Here is an 18530-nt window from a genome sequence, read left to right as displayed (position 1 = left end):
TCCTTTCAGAGTCCTTCCGCGTGCGGTCCTGCGAACCGCACGGGTACCACGTCAGGCGCCCGCCACTCCGGAGGGCGTCCGGCGCTCACGGGTCCAGGCCAGCAGCTCCTGCCTGGTCCACGCGGTCACCACGCGCTCCGGGGCACCCCGCACTCCTCCGCCCGGGCGCACCCGTGGATCTGCCAGTCCAGCTGGCCGGGCGCGTGCGCGTCGGTGTCGACGGAGAACAGCACGCCGGCGTCGACGGCCCGGCGCAGCAGCCGGCGCGGCGGGTCCAGCCGCTCCGGGCGGCTGTTGATCTCCACGGCGGTGCCGGTCTCGGCGCACGCGGCGAACACGGCGTCCGCGTCGAACTCCGACTCCGGCCGTCCCCGCCCGGTCAGCAGCCGGCCGGTGCAGTGCCCGAGGACGTCGGAGTGCGGGTCGCGTACGGCGGCCACCATGCGGCGGGTCATCGAGCGGGCGTCCATCCGCAGCTTGGAGTGCGCCGACACCACCACGACGTCCAGCCGCTCGAGCAGCTCCGGCTCCTGGTCGAGCGAGCCGTCGTCGAGGATGTCGCACTCGACGCCGGTCAGCAGCCGGAACGGCGCCCAGGTCTCGTTCAGTTCCGCCACCACCCGAAGCTGCTCGCGCAGCCGGTCCGCGGACAGCCCGCGGGCCACCGTCAGCCGCGGCGAGTGGTCGGTGAGCACCGCCCACTCGTGCCCGAGGCGGGCCGCGGCCCGGCCCATCTCGTCGATCGGGCTGCCCCCGTCGGACCAGTCGGAGTGCAGATGGCAGTCCCCGCGCAGCAGCGCACGCAGCCGCTCCCCGCCCCGGGCGAGCGGCTCCTGGGCCTCGCCCTCCAGCTTCCCCAGATAGCCGGGCACCTGCCCGGCCGGCGCCTCCCGCACCACCTGGGCGGTCTTGGGACCGGCGCCCTCGAGCGACTCCAGCGTCCCGGCCGAGGCGCGTTCGGCCACCTCCTGCGCGGGCAGCCCGGACAGCACCCGGGCGGCGGTACGGAAGGCGCGCACACGGTAGGTCGGCGCCTGGGACCGCTCCAGCAGGAAGGCGATCCGGTCCAGTGCCTCGACGGGGTCCATCGCCACCTCCATCCCTCAGGGTTCCCCGGTGCCACCGGGACCGCATCACGCGGGAATCACGGACCCCGTCCGGCTCACCCGCCGGTTTGCCCGGTTCGCCGCCGGGTACTGCGATGCGTCGTCCGAACCCGTCCGTTCCGCAGGAGGCCCGTCATGTCCGCCCCCGCCGCACCCGCCCCCGAGGTGGCCGTGATCACCGGTGCCGACTCCGGTATCGGCCGTGCCACCGCCGTACGTCTGGCCGAGGCGGGGATGGACATCGGCATCACCTGGCACAGCGACGAGAAGGGCGCGCAGGAGACCGCCGAGGAGGTCCGCGGCAAGGGCCGCCGGGCGGCCGTCGCCCGGATGGACCTCACCCGGCTGCCCGCCGACACGGAAGCGGTCGACCGGCTGTGCGACGAGCTCGGCCGGCTCGACGTACTGGTCAACAACGCCGGTACCGGCACGGCCACGCCGTTCCTGGACCTCACCCTGGACGACATGCGGCGCGTGCTGGACGTGGATCTGGTCGGGCCGTTCCTGTGCGGTCAGAAGGCGGCGCGCCGGATGATCCGGCAGGGCGGCGGCGGCCGGATCGTCAACGTGACCTCCGTGCACGAGCACCAGCCGCGCGTCGGAGCCGGACCGTACTGCGCGGCCAAGGGCGGCCTCGGCCTGCTCACCCAGGTCATGGCCCTGGAACTCGCCGAGTACGGCATCACCGTCAACGCGGTCGCGCCCGGCGAGATCGCCACGCCCATGACCGGCCAGGTGGACACCGACGTGCACACCGAGCACCGCCCCGGAGTGCCGCTCGGCCGGCCCGGCGACGCCCGCGAGGTCGCCGCCGTGATCGCCTTCCTCGCGGGCCCCGACGCCTCCTACGTCACCGGGGCGTCCTGGAGTGTGGACGGCGGCATGCTGCGGATGGGCCCGATGGCCGGATCGCACCTGGGCGGCGACGACTGGCGGCGTCCCTGAGCGGGCCGCCGTGCGACTGCGTACCAGCTCCTGCGACCGGCCCGGCTTCGGCCGCATCCGCTGCGGGCGGGGCTTCCGCTACGAGGACACCGACGGGCAGCCGCTCAGGGACGCCGGGCACCTCGCCCGCATCCGCGCCCCGGCCATCCCGCCGGCCTGGCGCGAGGTGTGGATCTGCCCCTGGCCAGGCGGCCATCTGCAGGCCGTCGGCACCGACGACGCCGGACGCCGCCAGTACCTGTACCACGAGGAGTTCCGTGCCCAGCAGGAGCAGGCCAAGCACGAACACGTGCGCGAAGTGGCCCGGGCCCTGCCGCAGCTGCGCGCCAGGACCGCGGCCGACCTCGCCGGGCGGGGCCTGAGCCGAGCCCGGGTGACCGCCTGCGCCGTGCGCCTGCTCGACCTCGGCTTCTTCCGGATCGGCAGCGACCGGCACACCAAGCAGAGCGAGACCTACGGCCTGACGACGATGCTGCGCGAGCACGTCACCTGTGGCCGTGGCGAGATCACCTTCGGCTGTCCCGCCAAGGGCGGCACCGAGATCGTACGGGCGCTGGTGGACGAGCAGGCGCACGCCGTGGTCCGCGCCCTGCTGCTGCGGCGGCGCGGCGGGGAGCGGCTGCTGGTGTACTGGGAGGGCAACGCCTGGCACGACCTGCACGGCGCCGACCTGAACGAGGCGCTGCGCCGGCTGTCCGGAACGGACTCCCCCAAGCTCTCGGCTTCGCTCGAGCAGGGGGACCCCCATCCGCCAAGGACTTCCGCACCTGGCACGCCACGGTGCTGGCCGCCGTGGGGGTCGCCGTGACCACCCGGGAGGCACGGAGGACGCCCGCGGCCCGGCGCCGGCAGATCGCCCGTACGGTCCGCGAGGTCAGCCACTGTCTCGGCAACACTCCCGCGGTGTGCCGCAACTCCTGCATCGACCCGAAGGTCTTCGAACTGTTCGAGCAGGGCGAGACGATCGCCCCCGTGCTCACCCGGTTGGGCGAGCACGGGAGTTTCGGGCGTCCGGCGACGCAGGGGGCCGTGGAGGCCGCGGTGCTCGAGCTGCTTCAGCGGTGATGCCGGGTCCGTCGCAGCGGTCGGCGTTCTACGCTGGATGGTATGACTGAAGTTGGCCTCCACATCTCCCGGCCGCGCATCTTCGTGCTCAGCGTGCAGCCGGGCAATCCACCCTTCCGTGTCGTGGAGATCGACGGTGAGGTGGTCGGCGAGGCGAAGACCGTCATCGACGTGCTCGAAGCCGCCGCCGCCTTCGGCATCAGCGTCCACGACCTGGACGACCCGGACGTGGTCCGCTGGGTCGGCGGCGACAAGTTCACCTGGACCGTCCACTAGGGTCCGCTCGCTCAGCCGACCGTCCACTTCTGGTTGGCGCCGCCCGTGCAGGTCCAGATCTGCAGCCGGGTGCCGTTGGCCGGGTTGTTGCCGGTGACGTCCAGGCACTTGTCCGCCTGCGGGTTGACGATGTCGTGCGCCGAGGAGACGACCCACTTCTGGTTCGGGCCGCCGGTGCAGTCCCACAGCTGGACGGTGGAGCCGTCCGCGGTGCCGTTGTCCGTGACGTCCAGGCACTTGCCGAGCGCGCGCAGGGTGCCGTCCGGGGCGAGCGTCCACTGCTGGGCCGGGGTGCCGTTGCAGTCGTAGAGCTGCACCGGGGTGCCGTTGGCGGAGTTGGCCCCGGCCACGTCCACGCACTTGCCGGCCGGCCCCCGGATCGCGCCGCCGGTGGGCGTGCCGCCCGTGGTCACCGAGACCGAGTCGACCACGAGCTGGGCCGGGAAGGGCGTGGAGCCGTTCGGGTCGCCCGGCCAGTCGCCGCCCACGGCCAGGTTCAGGATCAGGAAGAACGGCTTGTTGAACACCCAGTTCCGCCCGCCCAGGTCGGCGGGCGTGCGGCGCTGGTAGACGGTGCCGTCCACCGACCAGGTGATCGAGTCGGGCGCCCAGTCGACGGCGTAGGTGTGGAAGGCGTCCGCGAAGGCCTGGCCGCCCGGCAGGGAGTACGCCGCGCCGATGCCGCCCGAGCCGGAGTAGCCGGGGCCGTGGAGGGTGCCGTGGATCGTGGCGGGCTCGTGGCCGACGTTCTCCATCACGTCGATCTCGCCGGAGTCCGGCCAGCCGACCTGCCCGATGTCGGTGCCGAGCATCCAGAACGCGGGCCACATGCCCTGCCCGCGCGGGATCTTCATCCGGGCCTCCACGTGCCCGTACTGCGCGGCGAACTTCCCGGAGGTGTTCAGCCGGGCCGAGGTGTACTGACAGGTGCCGTACCAGCACTGGTAGTTGGCCGGGTTCTCACGGCGGGCGGTGATGACCAGGTGGCCCTGGCCGTCCAGGGCGGCGTTGCGGGTGCCCGGCGTGTAGTACTGCCGCTCGTGGTTGTTGACGTTGTCGCCGGTCTCCGCCTGCCACTTGGAGGAGTCGACGGCCGCGCCGGCGGGCCCGTCGAAGGTGTCGGAGAACGTGACGGCGGCGGAGACCTCGGGGGAGTCCGCGTGTGCGGGGCCGATCGCGGCGGAGCCGGCCAGAACGGCGGACAGGGCGGCGAGCAGACATCCGCGGAGCAGGCGTGGAGGGGCCACGGCTCTCCCTTCCGTGCGGCGGCCCGTGCGCGGGCACGCCGACCGTTGTGGGGGGTGATTGTGTCGCGCTTGATTCAAGGGGTGAGGTAAGGGGCCGTCAACATCTTGGTACGGACCATTCCTGTGGGCTTACCGGGACTCTTGCAGAAAGCCCCGGCGTTCACGCCGGGGATGAATGCATCTCAAGACTGCTCTGACGTGCACCTTGGAGCGGGCGTTTTTGCTGCTCGATGTACTGGCGGACGATCGCCAATGGTGCTCCGCCGCACGATGCGGAGAAATACGAGGGCGACCACAGGTGCCCGTGCATGATGGCGCGATTGATCTGGCCGGTGAACTCCTGCCGTATCCGGCGAGCGGAGACACCCTTGAGACTGTTGACCAGCTTCGAGACGGCGACCTTGGGCGGGTAGTGCACCAGGAGGTGGACGTGATCGCGTTCGCCGTTGAACTCCTTCAGTTCCGCCTCGAAGTCCTCGCACACCTTCCGCATGATCTCTTCGCAGCGTGTCAGCATCTCGTCGTTGAACACCCCGCGCCGGTACTTCGTCACGAAGACCAAGTGCACATGCATCGCCGAAACAACGTGTCTGCCACGCCTGTAGTCGTTCTGTCCATCCATGAGACCAATCGTAGTAAAGTCTTGGGTGTGCAGCTCCGCTACAACTACCGGACCTACCCGGACGCCTCCCAGCGCCGTGCGCTGGCCCAGGCGTTCGGATGCGCCCGCGTGGTGTGGAACGACTGCCTGCGCGACCGCAAGGAAGCGCACGCGGCGGGACTGCCGTACGTGAAGTCGGCGGAGTTGTCCCGGCTGCGCATCACCCAGGCCAGGCGCACCGAGGAACGGGCCTGGCTCGCCGATGTGTCAGCGGTCGTCCTGCAGCAGTCCCTGCGGGACCTGGACACCGCCTACAAGAACTTCTTCGACTCGATCAAGGGCAAGCGACAGGGCCGCAAGGTCGGCCCTCCCCGCTACAAATCGAAGAAGGACACCCGGCAGTCGATCCGCCTCAACACCAACGCCTTCTCCCTCCAGGACGACGGCACGGTGTATGTGGCCAAGGTCGGCAACCTCAAGGTCAAGTGGTCCCGCCGGCTGCCGGCCGCGCCCACGTCCCTGACCGTCACCAAAGACAGCGCCGGCCGGTACTTCCTCAGCTTCGTCGTGGACACCGAGCCGGACATCCTCCCCGAGGCGGAGACGGAAGCCGGTATCGACCTCGGCCTGTCCGCCTTCGCCGTCCTGTCCGACGGCCACAAGATCGACAGCCCCCGCTTCCTGCGCCGGGCCGAGAAGAAACTCAAGCGCCTCCAGCGGGACCTGTCCCGCAAAACCAAGGGATCGAAGAACCGGGCCAGGGCCCGCATCAAGGTCGCACGCCAGCACGCCAAGGTGGCCAACCGGCGCCGGGACTGGCACCACAAGGCTTCCACACAGATCATCCGCGATAACCAAGCGGTGTACGTGGAAGACCTCGCGGTGTCCGGCCTCGGCCGCACCCGGCTCGCCAAGTCCGTGCACGACGCGGGATGGTCCGCGTTCGTCGGCATGCTTCAGTACAAGGCGGTCAAGCACGGCCGCACCTTCGCCAAGGTGGGCCGGACCTTCCCGTCCTCTCAGGTCTGTTCGGCCTGCGGCTTCAGGGACGGTCCCAAGCCTCTGCACGTCAGGGAGTGGACGTGTGGCGAGTGTGGCACCGTGCACGACCGCGACCACAACGCAGCCCGCAACGTCCTGTTCGAAGGACGCCGAATCGTCGCCGCCGGACGGGTGGAGACGCTAAACGCCTGTGGAGTGCCGGTAAGACGGGCACACGTGCCCGCACAGCGCGTTGAAGCAGGAAGCCCCCGGAAGGGTCAGACGACCCGGGCCGGAATCCCTGGACTTTAGGCCAGGGAGCACGTCAATCACGCGGCTTGCGCGCGTGCACCGCCCGGCCCATCCGTCGGCCCAGAAGCAGGTAACCGACCAGCGCGCCCGAGGTGTTGAGGATGACGTCGTCGATGTCGAAGGCCCGCCCCGTGATCAGAGCCCCCTGCGCGAACTCCACCAGCAGCATCACCGTCGCCGTCAGCAGAACGACCCGCAGCACCCCCCGCGCCCCCGGCGCCACCACCGGCACCAGCACGCCGAACGGCACTCCCAGCAACAGGTTCCCGCCGATCTGCCTGACCGCGTCACGCAGGTCGGGGCCCTCCAGATAGGCCCGCAGCGAGCGCCCGGGACGCAGATTGGTGTGCGCGATGGACGCCGACGCCGGCGACGGCTCGAGCGTCAGCTTCGCCAGCACGACCGCGAACGCCACCATGAAGACGAACGCGCACAGCATCGCCAGCAGCCGCAGCGGCCAGGGCAGCGGCCGGCGTCCGCCGGGGGCCGGGCGCGGCACCCGGCGGACCCCGGAGGGACGTAAGCCCCGCCGGGCCTTGGCCTCGCGCTGACGGAACACGGTACGCGGACGGAGCCCCACGCGGGCCATACGGTCCTCCACTCGCCAACTTCCCTATGTGGTACGCCGGATACCCGCGAACGACCCGACGATGCCCCGCCCCGGCCGCGGCCCCGGCCACCGCCGGTTTCCGTTGCTGCCGACGGGGCATCCGGGCTTCAGCCCGCGCGCCACCACCCGCCCCACGGCCCGGGCGGTGCTTGGATGCCGGGAAGCGGTGTACCCGAGGTCCCTCGCACAGCGGAGGACAGAGCCTGCGGAGGTGGCGTGTGAACGCGCGTACGACGCTCCTCGCCGCGGGCGAGATCCTGGCCTGGTGGGCCGCGCTCGTCGTGCTGTGGCTGATGCTCATCAGCACCGTCTACACCCTGGAATGGGTGGTCGGCGCCTGCGCCGCGGGCGTGGGCGCGCTGGTCGCGCGCGCCGGACGGCGGGCGGTGGTCCGGTGGTGAACGGCTGGATCCTCGCGGCGACGGTCGTCCTGGCCGTGGGCCTCGGCACCACCCTGTGGGGCGTGGCCACCGGACCGCTGAAGCGCCGGGTCGTCGCCCAGAACCTGTCCACCGCCATGGTCTGCCCCGGCCTGCTGCTGCTCTCCCAGGGCTACGACCGCACCGCCTACGTCGATCTCGCCCTGCTCATGGCCCTGCTGGGCCCGGTCGGCACCCTGGTCTTCGCCCGGCTGCTCGCCGGCGAACTCGCCGACGACCCGCCGCGGGCCTGGGGGCCGACCTGGGCGGCGGCCGGCGTCGGCGCGGTCGTCGTCCTGGTGCTGTGCGCGGTCACCGGACCCGGCCGGTCCCTGGTGAAACTCCTGTTCGTGGGCGCGCTGCTGGTCGGCGGGAACCTCATTGCCTCCCGGGCGCTGTACCACGGCTTCGCGGGGGTGGACCGTGGCTGACGTGGTCGTCGTCGTGGCCCTGCTGTTCGTGGCCGCCGCCGCGACCGCGGCCGTCACCAACCGCGACCCCGCGCGCCAGGCCCTCGTCCTGGCCGTCCTCGGCACCGCTCTCGCCGTGCTGTTCACCGTCCTGCAGGCACCCGACGTCGGGCTGTCGCAGCTCGCCGTCGGCTCGGTCCTGACTCCGCTGCTGATCATGCTCTCGGTGCGCAAGGTCCGTCGGCCCTCCGCCGGAGGCAAGGACGGCGAGAAGTGAACCCACGCACGAGGCTGTGGCTGGTCGCCCTCGGCGGCGCGGGGCTCGCCGCGCTGCTCGTCGCCGCCTGCCTGCGCCTTCCGGCCTTCGGCGGCGCCCGCCACCCCTACGGCGACCGTGCCGTGCGCGCGTCCCTGTCCCGGCACACCGCCAACACCGTCGCCTCCGTCAACTTCGACCAGCGCGCCTTCGACACGATGGGCGAGATGACGATCCTCTTCGCGGCCGTCCTCGGCTGCGTCGTCCTGCTGCGCCAGGCCCGCGACGAACACCGCGGCCGGCCGCAACCCTCCGAGGTCGCGGCGCCCGTGCGCCGCTACGCGCTGGTCGTGCTGCCCGTCGCCCTGGTCACCGGCCTCTACGTGATCGCCCACGGGCAACTCAGCCCCGGCGGCGGCTTCCAGGGCGGCGTGGTCGCCGCGACCGCCCTGCACCTGCTGTACCTCGGGGCCGACTACGCCGCCCTGGAACGCGTCCGCCCGGTCGAGGCGTACGAGATGGGCGACGCCGCCTCCGCCTCCGCCTACCTCGTCCTCGGCCTCGCCGGCGTCCTGGCCGGCACCGCCTTCCTCGCCAACACGCTGCTGCCGTACGGCACCTTCAACACGCTGTCCTCCGGCGGCACCGTCCCGCTGGTGAACGCGGCCATCGGCATGGAGGTCGCCTGCGCGGTCGTCGTGCTGCTCGCCCGCTTCCTGGACCAGGCCGTCGAGATCGCAGAGGAGAGCGGGGAGTGAGAGCGCCGTGAGTGCCGTGATGCACGTCCTTCCGTACATGGTCGCCACCTATGTGCTCCTGGTCGGCTGCTACGGCCTGGCCACCAGCCGGAACCTGATCCACGCCGTGGGCTGCCTGGCGGTGTGCCAGTCCGCGACGTACGTGCTGCTACTGGCCGTCGGCTACCGCGACGGCGGCACCGCGCCCGTCTTCTCCGACATCAGGCCCGGCTCGCGGCCCGTGGTCGACCCGGTCGTGCAGGCGCTCACCCTCACCGACATCGTCGTCGGCGCGACGGTGACCGCGCTGCTGCTCGCGCTGACCGTGCAGATCTCCAAGCGGCACGGCACGGTCGACCCCGACGAGCTGAGGGAGCTGCGCGGCTGATGCACCATCTGCTGCCGCTGCTGCCCGCCGTTCCGCTGCTGGGTGCCGGCCTGCTCGTCACGGGCGGCCGCCGTGTGCCCCGCCTGGTCGCCGAGGCCTTCGGCTCCCTCGTCTCCGCCACGACCGCCGCCCTGGCGATCGTCCTGCTGCTGAACTCCTCGCCGCCGCTGGTGGAATGGGTCGGCGACTGGTTCCCGAGGAACGGCGGGAGCGTCGGCATCGTCGTGATCGGGGACGGCGCCTCGCTCGGCATGGCCGCGCTCGTCTCGCTGCTCACGCTGGCCGCGCAGGCCTACTCCTGGTACTACTTCGACGAGCCGCCCCGCGGGCACGCCGGCTCCTACCCCGCGCTGATGCTGCTCTTCCAGGGCGGCATGTGCGGCTTCGCGATCGCGGGCGACCTGTTCAACGCGTTCGTGTTCTTCGAGCTGATGGGCGTCGCCGCCTACGCGCTGACCGGCTACCGCATCGACGAGGCCAAGGCCGTGCAGGGCGGCCTGAGCTTCGCCCTCGTCAACTCCCTGGGCGCCTACTTCATGCTCATGGGCATCGCTCTGCTCTACGCCCGCACCGGCGAACTCGCCATGGCGAGGATCGGACACGGTCTCGACCAGGCCACCGGGCACCACGGGCCCGACGCGCTCGCCCTCGCCGGCTTCGTGCTGTTCCTGACCGGACTGCTGGTCAAGGCCGCCGCCGTGCCCTTCCAGTTCTGGCTGCCGGACGCGCACGCCGTGGCGCCCACGCCCGTGTGCATGCTGCTGTCCGGCGTCATGGTGGAACTCGGTGTCTACGGCGTCTGGCGGGTGTACGGGACCGTCTTCTCCGGGCCGGGCGGCATCCCGGCGGCCGACTTCACCCGGGCCCTGGTGACGCTGGGCGTGCTGACCGGTGCCGTCGGCGCGGTCATGTGCTGGTACCAGCGGCACATCAAGCGCCTGCTCGCCTTCTCGACCATCGGCCACACCGGGCTGTTCCTGGTCGGCATCGGCGTACTGAAGGCGGAGGCCGACGACGGGACCGCGCTGTACCTCCTCGGCCACGCCGGAGTGAAGGCCGCCCTGTTCGCCTGCGCCGGGATCCTGCTCGACCGCTACGGCAGCGTCGACGAGTTCTCTCTGCACGGCCGGGGCCGGCAACTGCGACTGGTCGGTGCCATGTTCGCGGTCGGCGGGCTGGCCCTGGCCGGACTGCCGCCCTTCGGGACCGGCCTGGGCAAGGCGGTCGCCGAGGAGGCCGTCGGCGGCCCGCTCACCGTGCTGTACGTCGCGGTCTCGGCGCTCACCGGAGCAGCGGTGCTGCGGGTCGCCGCCCGCGTCTTCCTCGGGCTCGGCCCGCCGCCCGAGGAGCGCAGGGGCGGGGAGCGCGACGAGGACAAGACCTCCGGTTCCGGCGAGGAGCCCGAGACCCGGCAGCGGCTGGACAAGGTCCCCCACACCATGCGTACGGTCCCGGCGGTGCTGCTTCTCGCGGCGCTCGCCGTCGGCGCGGTGCCCGGCTTCGCCGACCTGGTGGGACACGCGGTCGACGAGGCCGGGACCTGGGGCGTGTTCTCCTCCGTGGAGTGGACCGCGACGGGAGTCCTGCTGGACCTGCTGTCCACCCTGCTGGCGGTGGGACTCGCCGCCGTGGCCGTCGCCCGGCCGCAGCTGCTGGGCGCCCCCGGGTGGGCGCTGCCGCTGCGGCGCCTGCAGTCGGGCCACGTCGGCGACTACGTGGCCTGACTGCTGGTGGGGGCGGCCCTGCTCGGGGCGCTGGCGCTGCCCGGCGTCCTCGGCTGATCAGGACCCGTAGGTGATGTGCACCTCCTGGAAGCCGAGGGACTTCAGCAGCCCTTCGAGCATGCCGGTGGTGTTGGCCTCCGCCCGCGCGGTCAGCCCGCTGCCCCTGGCCGCCTCGGCGATGTGCTTGACCGCGAGCTGCTGCACGGCGCGCTCGCTGTTGGGGTTGTCGGAGAACAGGTCGCCGAGGCGGTCGAGCAGACCGCGCTGCTTGGAGACGGCGTAGGAGTGGTCCGGGTCCAGGGCCGGTGTGCCGAGCCGGGCGTGCGGCAGCCGCAACGTGGCCGACGTACGGTCGTCGTCGACCCTCACGTCCTTGTCGCCGACCCCGCCGAGGTCCACGTAGGCGTCCACGGTACCGGCACCGACGTACAGGGTGCGGGTGCCGCGGATCGCGTCGGGCAGGTACTTGGCGTCCTTCTCCAGGTCCACCACGACCTGGAAGTTGCCGGAGGCGGCGTCGTAACGGCTGAGATCCTGGATGGACTTCAGCAGCGCGGGGCCGGAGCGGTCGTGCGACTCGGTGCCGAACAGGTCCTTGATCCCGGGCAGCACGGCCAGCCTGATACCGGCGAACAGCACGGCGAGCACCACCACGAGGGCGCCCACCGCCTTCGCCCAGCCGGGTATGCGCCGGGGCGGTCGCTCGATGGAAGTCGTCATGCGACGGTCCTCCTTCCTCCCTCTGCGCATGCCCGCCAAAGCCCGTGCCAGACAGCTCCGTTGGCTGATCACGCCGAGCCGGACGTGGCCTCGGGCCGCTCCAGGGCCGCGTCCAGGGTCGGCTGCGGGGGCAGCAGCCGGGCCAGACCGGTCACCCTGAGGATGCGCAGGGTCAGCGGGTGCGTGCACACCAGGCGCAGCTCCCCGCCCTGGCCGAGGACCCGGCCGCGGGCCCGGTACAGCAGCCGCAGCCCGGAGCAGTCGAAGAAGTCGACTCCGCTCAGGTCGATCACGACCCGGGCCCCGGACCGGGCCGTGACCCGGTCCAGATACGGGGCGATCTGCGCCGCCGCGGCGATGTCGATCTCGCCGTGGAACTCCAGCACGGTGTGCCCGCGGTCCCGGCGGACGCGCAGGTGCCGGGTCAGCGGCGCGGGTTCGTTCGCCACGACGACTTCTCCTCCAGCCGGCCTCTGCACGGCAAGTTACCCCCGTAGGGGGGAATTCCAGCATGTTCGGTTGACATATGTCTTCGAATTGCCGTCAATTGCGGTCCAGCTGTGGTCAGTTGCTGCCAGTTGCGGTCAGTCCATCAGCAGGACCAGCTTGCCCGTGGTGCGGCCGGTGTCACCGAGCTCATGCGCCTTCGCGGCCTCGGCCAGTGGGAAGGTGCCGGCGATCTCGGCGCGCAGCCGGCCCTCCTCGACGAGCCCCGCGATCGCCTTCATGCCGTGGTGGTCGGCGTCGACCAGCATCCGCAGCGCCCGCACACCGAGCCGGTCGGCCTCCTCGTAGAAGTCGTCGGAACCGACCGGCAGGATCGACACCACGAGCCCGCCCGGGCGCAGCACCCGCAGCGAGCGGAGGGAGGTGTCGCCGCCGATGGTGTCCAGCACGACGTCGACGTCCCGCACGGCCTCGGCGAAGTCGGTCGTGCGGTAGTCGACCGGCTCGTCCACGCCGATTCCGCGCAGGAAGTCGTGCTTGCCCGCGCTCGCGGTGCCGATGACGTACGCGCCGCGCGCCTTGGCGATCTGCACCGCCACATGACCGACTCCGCCGGCCGCCGCGTGGATCAGCACCCGCTGCCCCGCGCGGAGGTCCGCCCGCTCCACCAGCGCCTGCCAGGCGGTCAGCGACACCAGGGGCAGCGCGCCCGCCTGGGTGTGGTCGATCCCGGCGGGCTTGAGCGCGAAGGCGCGGGCCGGGGCGGTCACGTACTCGGCGTGCGAGCCGTGGCCGAACGGGTAGGGCAGCATGCCGAAGACCTCGTCGCCCGGCCGGAAGAGTGACGCGCCGATCCCGGTCGCCTCGACGACGCCGGAGACGTCCCAGCCCAGTACGAACGGCGGCTCGCCCAGAAAGCCGCCGGTGGCCCGGTGCTTCCAGTCGGTGGGATTCACCCCGGCGGCCCGCACCCGCACCAGCACCTCGTTGGGCCGCGGCGCGGGCCGCTCCACCTCGATCACCTTCAGCACCCCGGGCCCACCGAGGACGTCCTGGCCGACGGCACGCATCGTGTTCACGGTGTTCACATCGCTCATAGTGGCTCACCCTGCCCGGCTCCGCCCGCCGGGATGCCGGACGGTCCACACTGAGTGGGTTACGTCTGTCCGTACGACGACGACCAGGAGGCTGTTCGACGATGACCCCGCCTGCCGCACGCCCCGCGAAGCAGCGCAAGCTGGACACCCTGCACCGGCTGGAGAACGACGTCGACGCCTGGGTGGCGACGGCCGACGCCGGGGGCGGGGCGCCGTACCTGGTGCCGCTGTCCTTCCTCTGGGATGCGGGGATGCTGCTGGTGGCCACTCCCGAGGCCGGCCCCACCGGCCGGAACCTGCGCGAGACCGGCAGGGCCCGCCTCGGTATCGGGCCGACCCGGGACGTGGTCATCGTGGAGGGCACCGTCGAGACCGTGCCGCCCGCCGAACTGACCGAGGAGGAAGCCGAGTTGTTCGCCGCCAAGACCGGCTTCGACCCCCGCCGGCTGGCCACGCCCTATCTGTACTTCCGGATCCGTCCCCAGCGCGTGCAGGCCTGGCGCGAGGCGAACGAGCTGGACGGACGGGAGTTGATGCGTGACGGGGAGTGGCTGGTGGCCGACTGAAACCGCGGGGCGCGGATACCAGGGACACAAGCGCGGTGGGCGTCCACGTCCCGCCGCCGGACCCTTCGGAGGAGACATGCCACTGGTGACCGCGGGCGTCGTCGTGCTCGACTGCGCCGAGCCCGAGAAACTCGCCGTGTTCTACAAGGAGTTGCTGCAGGCGCGGGAGACGGACGCGACCGCCAACCTGGTGGAGATACGGGCCGCCGACGGACTGCGGCTGGCCTTCCGGCGCGACGCGAACGCGACCCCGCCGAGCTGGCCGCGCCCCGAGAACTCCCTCCAGGTCCACCTGGACTTCCTGGTGGAGGACCTGGACGCGACCGAGCGCCGGGTCGTCGAACTCGGCGGCCGTCCCCTGGAGGCGAAGGACGGTCCCGGCCCGTACGAGGAGCGCAGCTGCTCCGACCCGGCCGGCCACAGCTTCACCCTCCGCCGGGCCCACCAAAGGGGTCCCAAACAGGGCTGACCGCTCAGCCTGCGGGCAGCCGTGCCTCCCCAGTGCTGAACGCCTGAGGGGGACCTCCAGGGCGATGGGGGTCCCCCCTGCTCGAGCGAAGCCGGGAGCTCGGGGGAGGATGGGCGCTGGGGGCACCCCCTGCTCGAAGAGCTCGGGGGAGGTGCCCCGCAAGCGCGGACAAGCGCACCCACCCCCGCGGCGCTCCCACCCGCACCTGTCAAGCGGCCGGAGTCTCAGGCACGGCCGTCCTGCGACTTCGCCGGCCAGACCCCGGTCGAACGTTCGATCGCCGTCGCCCCCGCGCGATCCACCGCGCTGCGCACCACGGCGAAGATCGCGCCCTGGACGGCCGCCGCGAGCAGAATCTCCCCCCAGCGGCGGTCCGCGTCGAGCGGGTCGGGTGCGTCGTTCTCGTGCCGGATGGCCTTCCACGTCGCGCGGAAGGCCAGTCCGGCCAGCGCACCGCCGGCCCAGCCCAGCACGAAGCCGACGGGCTGGTAGGCGAGCGGGAGCTTGTGCTTCTTCTTGGCCACCTGTGTCTCCTTTGCCGGTGCGGAGGGTCGTGGGTGTCAGGGCCTGCCCTGCGCGGGAATCTCCTCGCCGGGACGTACGGGACCCGGCGGCGTGCCGTCGCCGAAGGGGCGTCCGCCGAGCTCCTCCCGGTGATGCGGGGTCAGCCAGCCGGACAGGTCGGGCCCGAGGGGCACGATGCCGGTGGGGTTGATGCCCGTGTGCACCTCGTAGTAGTGCCGCTTGATGTGGTCGAAGTCGACCGTGTCGCCGAAGCCGGGCGTCTGGTACAGATCGCGGGTGTACGCCCACAGCACGGGATTCTCGGCCAGCTTCCAGCGATTGCACTTGAAGTGTCCGTGATAGACGGCGTCGAAACGGACCAGCGTGGTGAACAGTCGGATGTCCGCCTCGGTGATCGTGTCGCCGACGAGGTAGCGCTGCCCGGCCAGGCGGTCCGTCAGCAGGTCCAGCCGGCGGAACACGCCCGCGCACGCGGCCTCGTACTCCTCCTGGTTCGTGGCGAAGCCCGACCGGTACACCCCGTTGTTGACGTCCTCGTACACCTCCGCCATCACCGTGTCGATCTCGTCGCGCAGCGCCCGCGGATAAAGGTCCGGCGCCCCTGGACGGTGCAGGGCCGTCCACTCGGTGGCGAGGTCGAGCGTGATCTGCTGGAAGTCGTTGGTGACCAGCTTGCCGCTGGGCACGTCGACGATCGCGGGCACGCTCACCCCGCCGGGGTAACCCGTCTCCCGCCGGTCGTAGGCCTCGCCCAGGAAGCGGATCCCGAGCACGGGGTCGCGGCCGTCGGCGTCGAGCGTGAAACGCCAGCTGCGGTCGTCCTGGATCGGATCGACGACGGCCAGCGACAGGGCGTCCTCCAACCCCAGCAGCCGCCGCGACACCAGCGCCCTGCTCGCCCACGGGCAGGCACGGCTGACCACCAGTCGGTACCGCCCGGCCTCCACCGGCCAGCCGTCCCGCCCGTCGGCGGTGATCCGGTCCGCGAAGTGGCTCTTGGACCGCTTGAAGGCCTTGTGGCCGTAGGCGGCGTTGCCCTCGCCCCCGTCGCTCATGTGTCCTCCCTGTTCAGCGGGTGCCCTGGTGAACGCGTTCCCCGAAATCCGCCGTCGGTACTGTGTGACCCGCGCCGACCGGGGCAGTCGGCGAACGTGAGCGGGAAATCCGGGGAGCACCCGACGGACGACACGCGGAACCACACACGAAACCACACCCAGGACCACGCGAGGAAGCACACGAAGGACCGCGACACCCGCGTCACCGTGCTCATCGCGCTGGCGGCGAACCTGGTCATCGCGGTCGCCAAGGCCGTCGGCGGCCTGATCGCGCACTCGCCCGCGCTGCTGTCCGAGGCGGCCCACTCCGTGGCCGACAGCCTCAACGAGGTCTTCCTGCTGGCCGCGCTGCGCCGCAGCCGCCGCCCCGCCGACCGGCGGCACCCCTTCGGCTACGGCAAGGAGCGCTTCTTCTGGTCACTGCTCGCCGCCGTCGGCATCTTCGTCATGGGCGGCTGCTTCTCCTTCTTCCAGGGGGTCGAGGCACTGCGCGACGGCGCTCAGGAGTCGTTCGGCGGCTATGTGGCGGGCCTGGTCGTGCTCGGCGTCGCCCTGCTCGCCGAGGGCCTGTCCCTGCTGCGGGCGGTGCACCAGGTGCGCCGGCAGGGCGGTGGAAGCGGCCTGCGCGACCCGGCGCTGCGCACGGTCGTGGCCGAGGACGGCACCGCGGTGCTCGGCGTCACCCTCGCCCTGATCGGGATGGCGCTGCACATGGCCACCGGGCAGGTCGTCTGGGAGGCGTCCGCCTCGCTCGCCATCGGCGCGCTGCTCGTCCACGTCGCCTACCGGCTCGGCCGCGAGGCCCGCGACCAGCTGATCGGCGAGGCCGCCGAACCGGAACTCAGCGGCCGCATCAGGCGCCTGCTGCAGGCCCAGCCGGAGATCGACAGCGTGGAGGCGCTGTTCACGATGAAGATGGGCCTGGACTCCCTGCTGGTGGCCGCCCGGATCGACCTGACCCCCGGACTGGACAGCGAGCGGGTGGAGGAGGTCGCCGTGCGCATCAAGCGCTCGATCGCCCGCACCGTCCCCGAAGCGGACCAGATCTTCCTGGACGTGACCGACCATCCGGCCGAGGAGGAGGCACGGGAGAGCCCCGCCGCGACGGGGGAACGCGGCGGGGCCTGAGGCACGGGTGCCCGGGCAGGGACGGACTCATGCCTCCCGGCCCGGATTCTTTTTCCGGCCGGCGTGTCAGCCCGCCGCCTCCAGCACGAAGACCGGGATCTCCCGCGAGGTCTTCTCCCGGTACTCGGCGTACGGGGGAAACGCGGCGACCGCCCGCTCCCACCACTCGGCCCTCTCCGCACCGGTGACCTCACGGGCCGTCATGTCCTGCTTGACCGGGCCGTCCTGCAGCTCGACCCGGGGGTCGGCCTTGAGGTTGAAGTACCAGAACGGGTGCTTGGGCGCACCGCCCTGGGAGGCCACCACGGCGTAGCGCCCGTCGTGCTCCACGCGCATCAGCGGCGTCTTGCGGATCCTGCCGCTGCGTGCGCCCACGGTGGTCAGCACGATGACGGGCAACCCGGTGTCCCGCAGCGTGGTCCCCTCGGTGCCGCCGGAGTTCTCGTACAGCTCCACCTGCTCCCGCACCCACTGGGTCGGGCTGGGCTCGTACTCGCCCTCAAGAGGCATTGTCGTCCGTCCTCTCGTCGCGTCTGTGACTGGTCCTGTACCGCCCATTCAACATCCGCACCGATCCGATTCCTCCCCAGCACGCTGAGCACCACCTCCCGAGGACAGTCGCTCATCCCGGCGACACCAGCATCCGTACCGCCAGCACGGTGATCACACAGCTGGACACGAGCGCCGTCACCAGCCGCCCCCGGTGGCCGGTCAGGGCCCGGCCGAGCAGCGCGCCGCCGCCGGCGAGCAGCAGCTGCCAGCTCGCCGACGCGGCGAAGGCCGCGAGGACGAACACCGTCTGCTCAAACGGCGGTACGGCGTGCGCGGCGCGGCTGCCGAGCACCAGCGCCGCGAAGTAGATCAGCGTGGTGGGGTTGAGCAGGGTGATCCCGAGCAGCGCCAGGTAGGCGCGTGCCGGGCTCGGCGCGGGCGGGCCGGCGCGGGTGGCGAGCCGGTGCCCGCGGTACTGCCGCAGGGCGGTGACCGCGCCCCCCACGGCCAGTGCCGCCAGCACCAGGGCCGACGCCCAGCGCAGCGGCCCCAGCACCGGCCGCAGCAAGTCCGCCAGGGCCGAGCCGCCGAGTGCGGCCAGCAGGGCGTAGAGGCCGTCGGCGGTGGCGACGCCGAGCGCGGCGCAGGAGCCGGTCCGCAGGGACGTGCGGGCGGTCAGGGTGACGAGGTAGGTCCCGACGGCGCCCACGGGCACGGCGATGCCGTAGCCCGCGAGCAGCCCGGCGACGAGCGCCGCGGTCACGGCAGCGCGGGACCGGGCCTCCAGGGGCGGCCGGGCTGCTGCTGGCACCGCGCCGGAAGGTCGGCGGCGGACGGCAGCGGCAGGAACACGTCGGTCGTGGGCATGGCCGGATCCTGCACGCCGTGCGGTGTGGGCGGCAATCGATTTACGATGCGGAATGGGTGATTCCCGGCCAGTTCCCGCAGATCGTC

General features: G+C 72.0%; 22 protein-coding genes and 2 pseudogenes. 13 read left to right on the top strand and 11 right to left on the bottom strand.

Annotated features, from left to right (window positions below; all coding sequences use genetic code 11):
* Positions 1-51 precede the first annotated feature (51 nt).
* Positions 52-1088, bottom strand: a pseudogene (locus tag ACX25U_RS01730) (PHP domain-containing protein).
* A gap of 153 nt (positions 1089-1241) precedes the next feature.
* On the opposite strand from ACX25U_RS01730, the gene ACX25U_RS01725 reads away from it, so the two are divergent.
* From ACX25U_RS01725 to ACX25U_RS01715, 3 genes and pseudogenes are all read left to right on the top strand, one after another.
* Positions 1242-2051: an SDR family oxidoreductase gene (locus tag ACX25U_RS01725; protein ID WP_454388400.1), complete on the top strand. Its 810-nt coding sequence runs from the start codon at positions 1242-1244 to the stop codon at positions 2049-2051.
* A 10-nt stretch (positions 2052-2061) separates the two neighbouring features.
* A pseudogene (locus ACX25U_RS01720) lies at positions 2062-3116 on the top strand (DNA topoisomerase IB).
* Between the two features lie 42 nt (positions 3117-3158).
* Entirely contained in the window at positions 3159-3392 is a 234-nt protein-coding gene (locus ACX25U_RS01715; RefSeq protein ID WP_454388398.1) for a hypothetical protein, read from the top strand.
* Between the two features lie 11 nt (positions 3393-3403).
* Here the strand turns inward: ACX25U_RS01715 and ACX25U_RS01710 are convergent, their stop codons facing one another.
* Together ACX25U_RS01710 and tnpA are read right to left on the bottom strand one after the other, a co-directional pair.
* A complete protein-coding gene (locus tag ACX25U_RS01710) occupies positions 3404-4639 on the bottom strand; it encodes a lectin (protein ID WP_454388396.1) in 1236 nt (411 codons plus the stop codon).
* A gap of 160 nt (positions 4640-4799) precedes the next feature.
* Positions 4800-5261, bottom strand: a complete 462-nt coding sequence (gene tnpA / locus ACX25U_RS01705; protein ID WP_454386451.1) for an IS200/IS605 family transposase — start codon at positions 5259-5261, stop codon at positions 4800-4802.
* 27 nt (positions 5262-5288) lie between these two features.
* Here tnpA and ACX25U_RS01700 point away from each other — a divergent pair, with 27 nt between their 5' ends.
* The gene (locus ACX25U_RS01700) at positions 5289-6533 is read left to right on the top strand and encodes an RNA-guided endonuclease InsQ/TnpB family protein (RefSeq protein ID WP_454388395.1); all 1245 of its coding nucleotides are present in this window, start codon (positions 5289-5291) and stop codon (positions 6531-6533) included.
* 13 nt (positions 6534-6546) lie between these two features.
* Here the strand turns inward: ACX25U_RS01700 and ACX25U_RS01695 are convergent, their stop codons facing one another.
* Positions 6547-7122, bottom strand: a complete 576-nt coding sequence (locus ACX25U_RS01695; RefSeq protein WP_454394764.1) for a VanZ family protein — start codon at positions 7120-7122, stop codon at positions 6547-6549.
* Positions 7123-7361: 239 nt separating this feature from the next.
* Here ACX25U_RS01695 and ACX25U_RS01690 point away from each other — a divergent pair, with 239 nt between their 5' ends.
* From ACX25U_RS01690 to ACX25U_RS01665, 6 genes are read left to right on the top strand one after another with little or no spacing between them, the layout of a single operon-like run.
* A complete protein-coding gene (locus tag ACX25U_RS01690) occupies positions 7362-7544 on the top strand; it encodes a hypothetical protein (RefSeq protein ID WP_454388393.1) in 183 nt (60 codons plus the stop codon).
* Entirely contained in the window at positions 7541-7993 is a 453-nt protein-coding gene (locus ACX25U_RS01685) for a monovalent cation/H+ antiporter complex subunit F (protein WP_454388392.1), read from the top strand. The genes ACX25U_RS01690 and ACX25U_RS01685 overlap by 4 nt, the downstream gene beginning before the upstream one ends.
* Positions 7986-8249, top strand: a complete 264-nt coding sequence (locus ACX25U_RS01680) for a Na(+)/H(+) antiporter subunit B (protein ID WP_454388390.1) — start codon at positions 7986-7988, stop codon at positions 8247-8249. The genes ACX25U_RS01685 and ACX25U_RS01680 overlap by 8 nt, the downstream gene beginning before the upstream one ends.
* On the top strand, positions 8246-8986 hold the full coding sequence (locus tag ACX25U_RS01675; RefSeq protein WP_454388389.1) for an MnhB domain-containing protein: 741 nt from the start codon (positions 8246-8248) through the stop codon (positions 8984-8986). The genes ACX25U_RS01680 and ACX25U_RS01675 overlap by 4 nt, the downstream gene beginning before the upstream one ends.
* A 19-nt stretch (positions 8987-9005) precedes the next feature.
* The gene (locus ACX25U_RS01670) at positions 9006-9353 is read left to right on the top strand and encodes a sodium:proton antiporter (protein ID WP_454394762.1); all 348 of its coding nucleotides are present in this window, start codon (positions 9006-9008) and stop codon (positions 9351-9353) included.
* Positions 9353-11077, top strand: a complete 1725-nt coding sequence (locus ACX25U_RS01665) for a complex I subunit 5 family protein (protein WP_454388387.1) — start codon at positions 9353-9355, stop codon at positions 11075-11077. Before ACX25U_RS01670 ends, ACX25U_RS01665 begins: the two co-directional genes overlap by 1 nt.
* A gap of 57 nt (positions 11078-11134) precedes the next feature.
* Here ACX25U_RS01665 and ACX25U_RS01660 read toward each other — a convergent pair whose 3' ends face one another.
* From ACX25U_RS01660 to ACX25U_RS01650, 3 genes are all read right to left on the bottom strand, one after another.
* Entirely contained in the window at positions 11135-11797 is a 663-nt protein-coding gene (locus ACX25U_RS01660; RefSeq protein ID WP_454388385.1) for a DUF4230 domain-containing protein, read from the bottom strand.
* 68 nt (positions 11798-11865) lie between these two features.
* Positions 11866-12246: an anti-sigma factor antagonist gene (locus tag ACX25U_RS01655; protein ID WP_454388383.1), complete on the bottom strand. Its 381-nt coding sequence runs from the start codon at positions 12244-12246 to the stop codon at positions 11866-11868.
* 135 nt (positions 12247-12381) lie between these two features.
* Positions 12382-13341: an NADP-dependent oxidoreductase gene (locus ACX25U_RS01650; protein WP_454388381.1), complete on the bottom strand. Its 960-nt coding sequence runs from the start codon at positions 13339-13341 to the stop codon at positions 12382-12384.
* A gap of 101 nt (positions 13342-13442) precedes the next feature.
* Between ACX25U_RS01650 and ACX25U_RS01645 the strand changes: the two genes are divergently transcribed.
* Together ACX25U_RS01645 and ACX25U_RS01640 are read left to right on the top strand one after the other, a co-directional pair.
* A complete protein-coding gene (locus ACX25U_RS01645; protein ID WP_454388379.1) occupies positions 13443-13907 on the top strand; it encodes a pyridoxamine 5'-phosphate oxidase family protein in 465 nt (154 codons plus the stop codon).
* 76 nt (positions 13908-13983) lie between these two features.
* Positions 13984-14376 carry a VOC family protein gene (locus tag ACX25U_RS01640; RefSeq protein WP_454388377.1) on the top strand — a complete coding sequence of 131 codons (393 nt, stop codon included), beginning with the start codon at positions 13984-13986 and terminating at the stop codon, positions 14374-14376.
* 224 nt (positions 14377-14600) lie between these two features.
* On the opposite strand, the gene ACX25U_RS01635 is transcribed toward ACX25U_RS01640, so the two are convergent.
* Together ACX25U_RS01635 and ACX25U_RS01630 are read right to left on the bottom strand one after the other, a co-directional pair.
* Positions 14601-14900 (bottom strand): DUF4235 domain-containing protein, encoded by a 300-nt coding sequence (locus ACX25U_RS01635; RefSeq protein WP_454388375.1) that lies wholly within the window; start codon positions 14898-14900, stop codon positions 14601-14603.
* Between the two features lie 36 nt (positions 14901-14936).
* A complete protein-coding gene (locus ACX25U_RS01630; protein ID WP_454388373.1) occupies positions 14937-15956 on the bottom strand; it encodes a glutathione S-transferase family protein in 1020 nt (339 codons plus the stop codon).
* A gap of 207 nt (positions 15957-16163) precedes the next feature.
* On the opposite strand from ACX25U_RS01630, the gene ACX25U_RS01625 reads away from it, so the two are divergent.
* A complete protein-coding gene (locus ACX25U_RS01625) occupies positions 16164-17084 on the top strand; it encodes a cation diffusion facilitator family transporter (RefSeq protein ID WP_454394760.1) in 921 nt (306 codons plus the stop codon).
* 66 nt (positions 17085-17150) lie between these two features.
* Here the strand turns inward: ACX25U_RS01625 and ACX25U_RS01620 are convergent, their stop codons facing one another.
* Together ACX25U_RS01620 and ACX25U_RS01615 are read right to left on the bottom strand one after the other, a co-directional pair.
* Positions 17151-17594 (bottom strand): nitroreductase family deazaflavin-dependent oxidoreductase, encoded by a 444-nt coding sequence (locus ACX25U_RS01620; RefSeq protein ID WP_454388371.1) that lies wholly within the window; start codon positions 17592-17594, stop codon positions 17151-17153.
* A gap of 112 nt (positions 17595-17706) precedes the next feature.
* Positions 17707-18339 carry a LysE family transporter gene (locus tag ACX25U_RS01615; RefSeq protein WP_454388369.1) on the bottom strand — a complete coding sequence of 211 codons (633 nt, stop codon included), beginning with the start codon at positions 18337-18339 and terminating at the stop codon, positions 17707-17709.
* Between the last annotated feature and the right edge of the window lie 191 nt (positions 18340-18530).

The sequence above is a fragment of the Streptomyces sp. JNUCC 63 genome (assembly GCF_054366325.1).
This window is presented reverse-complemented; position numbering and strand designations above follow the sequence as displayed.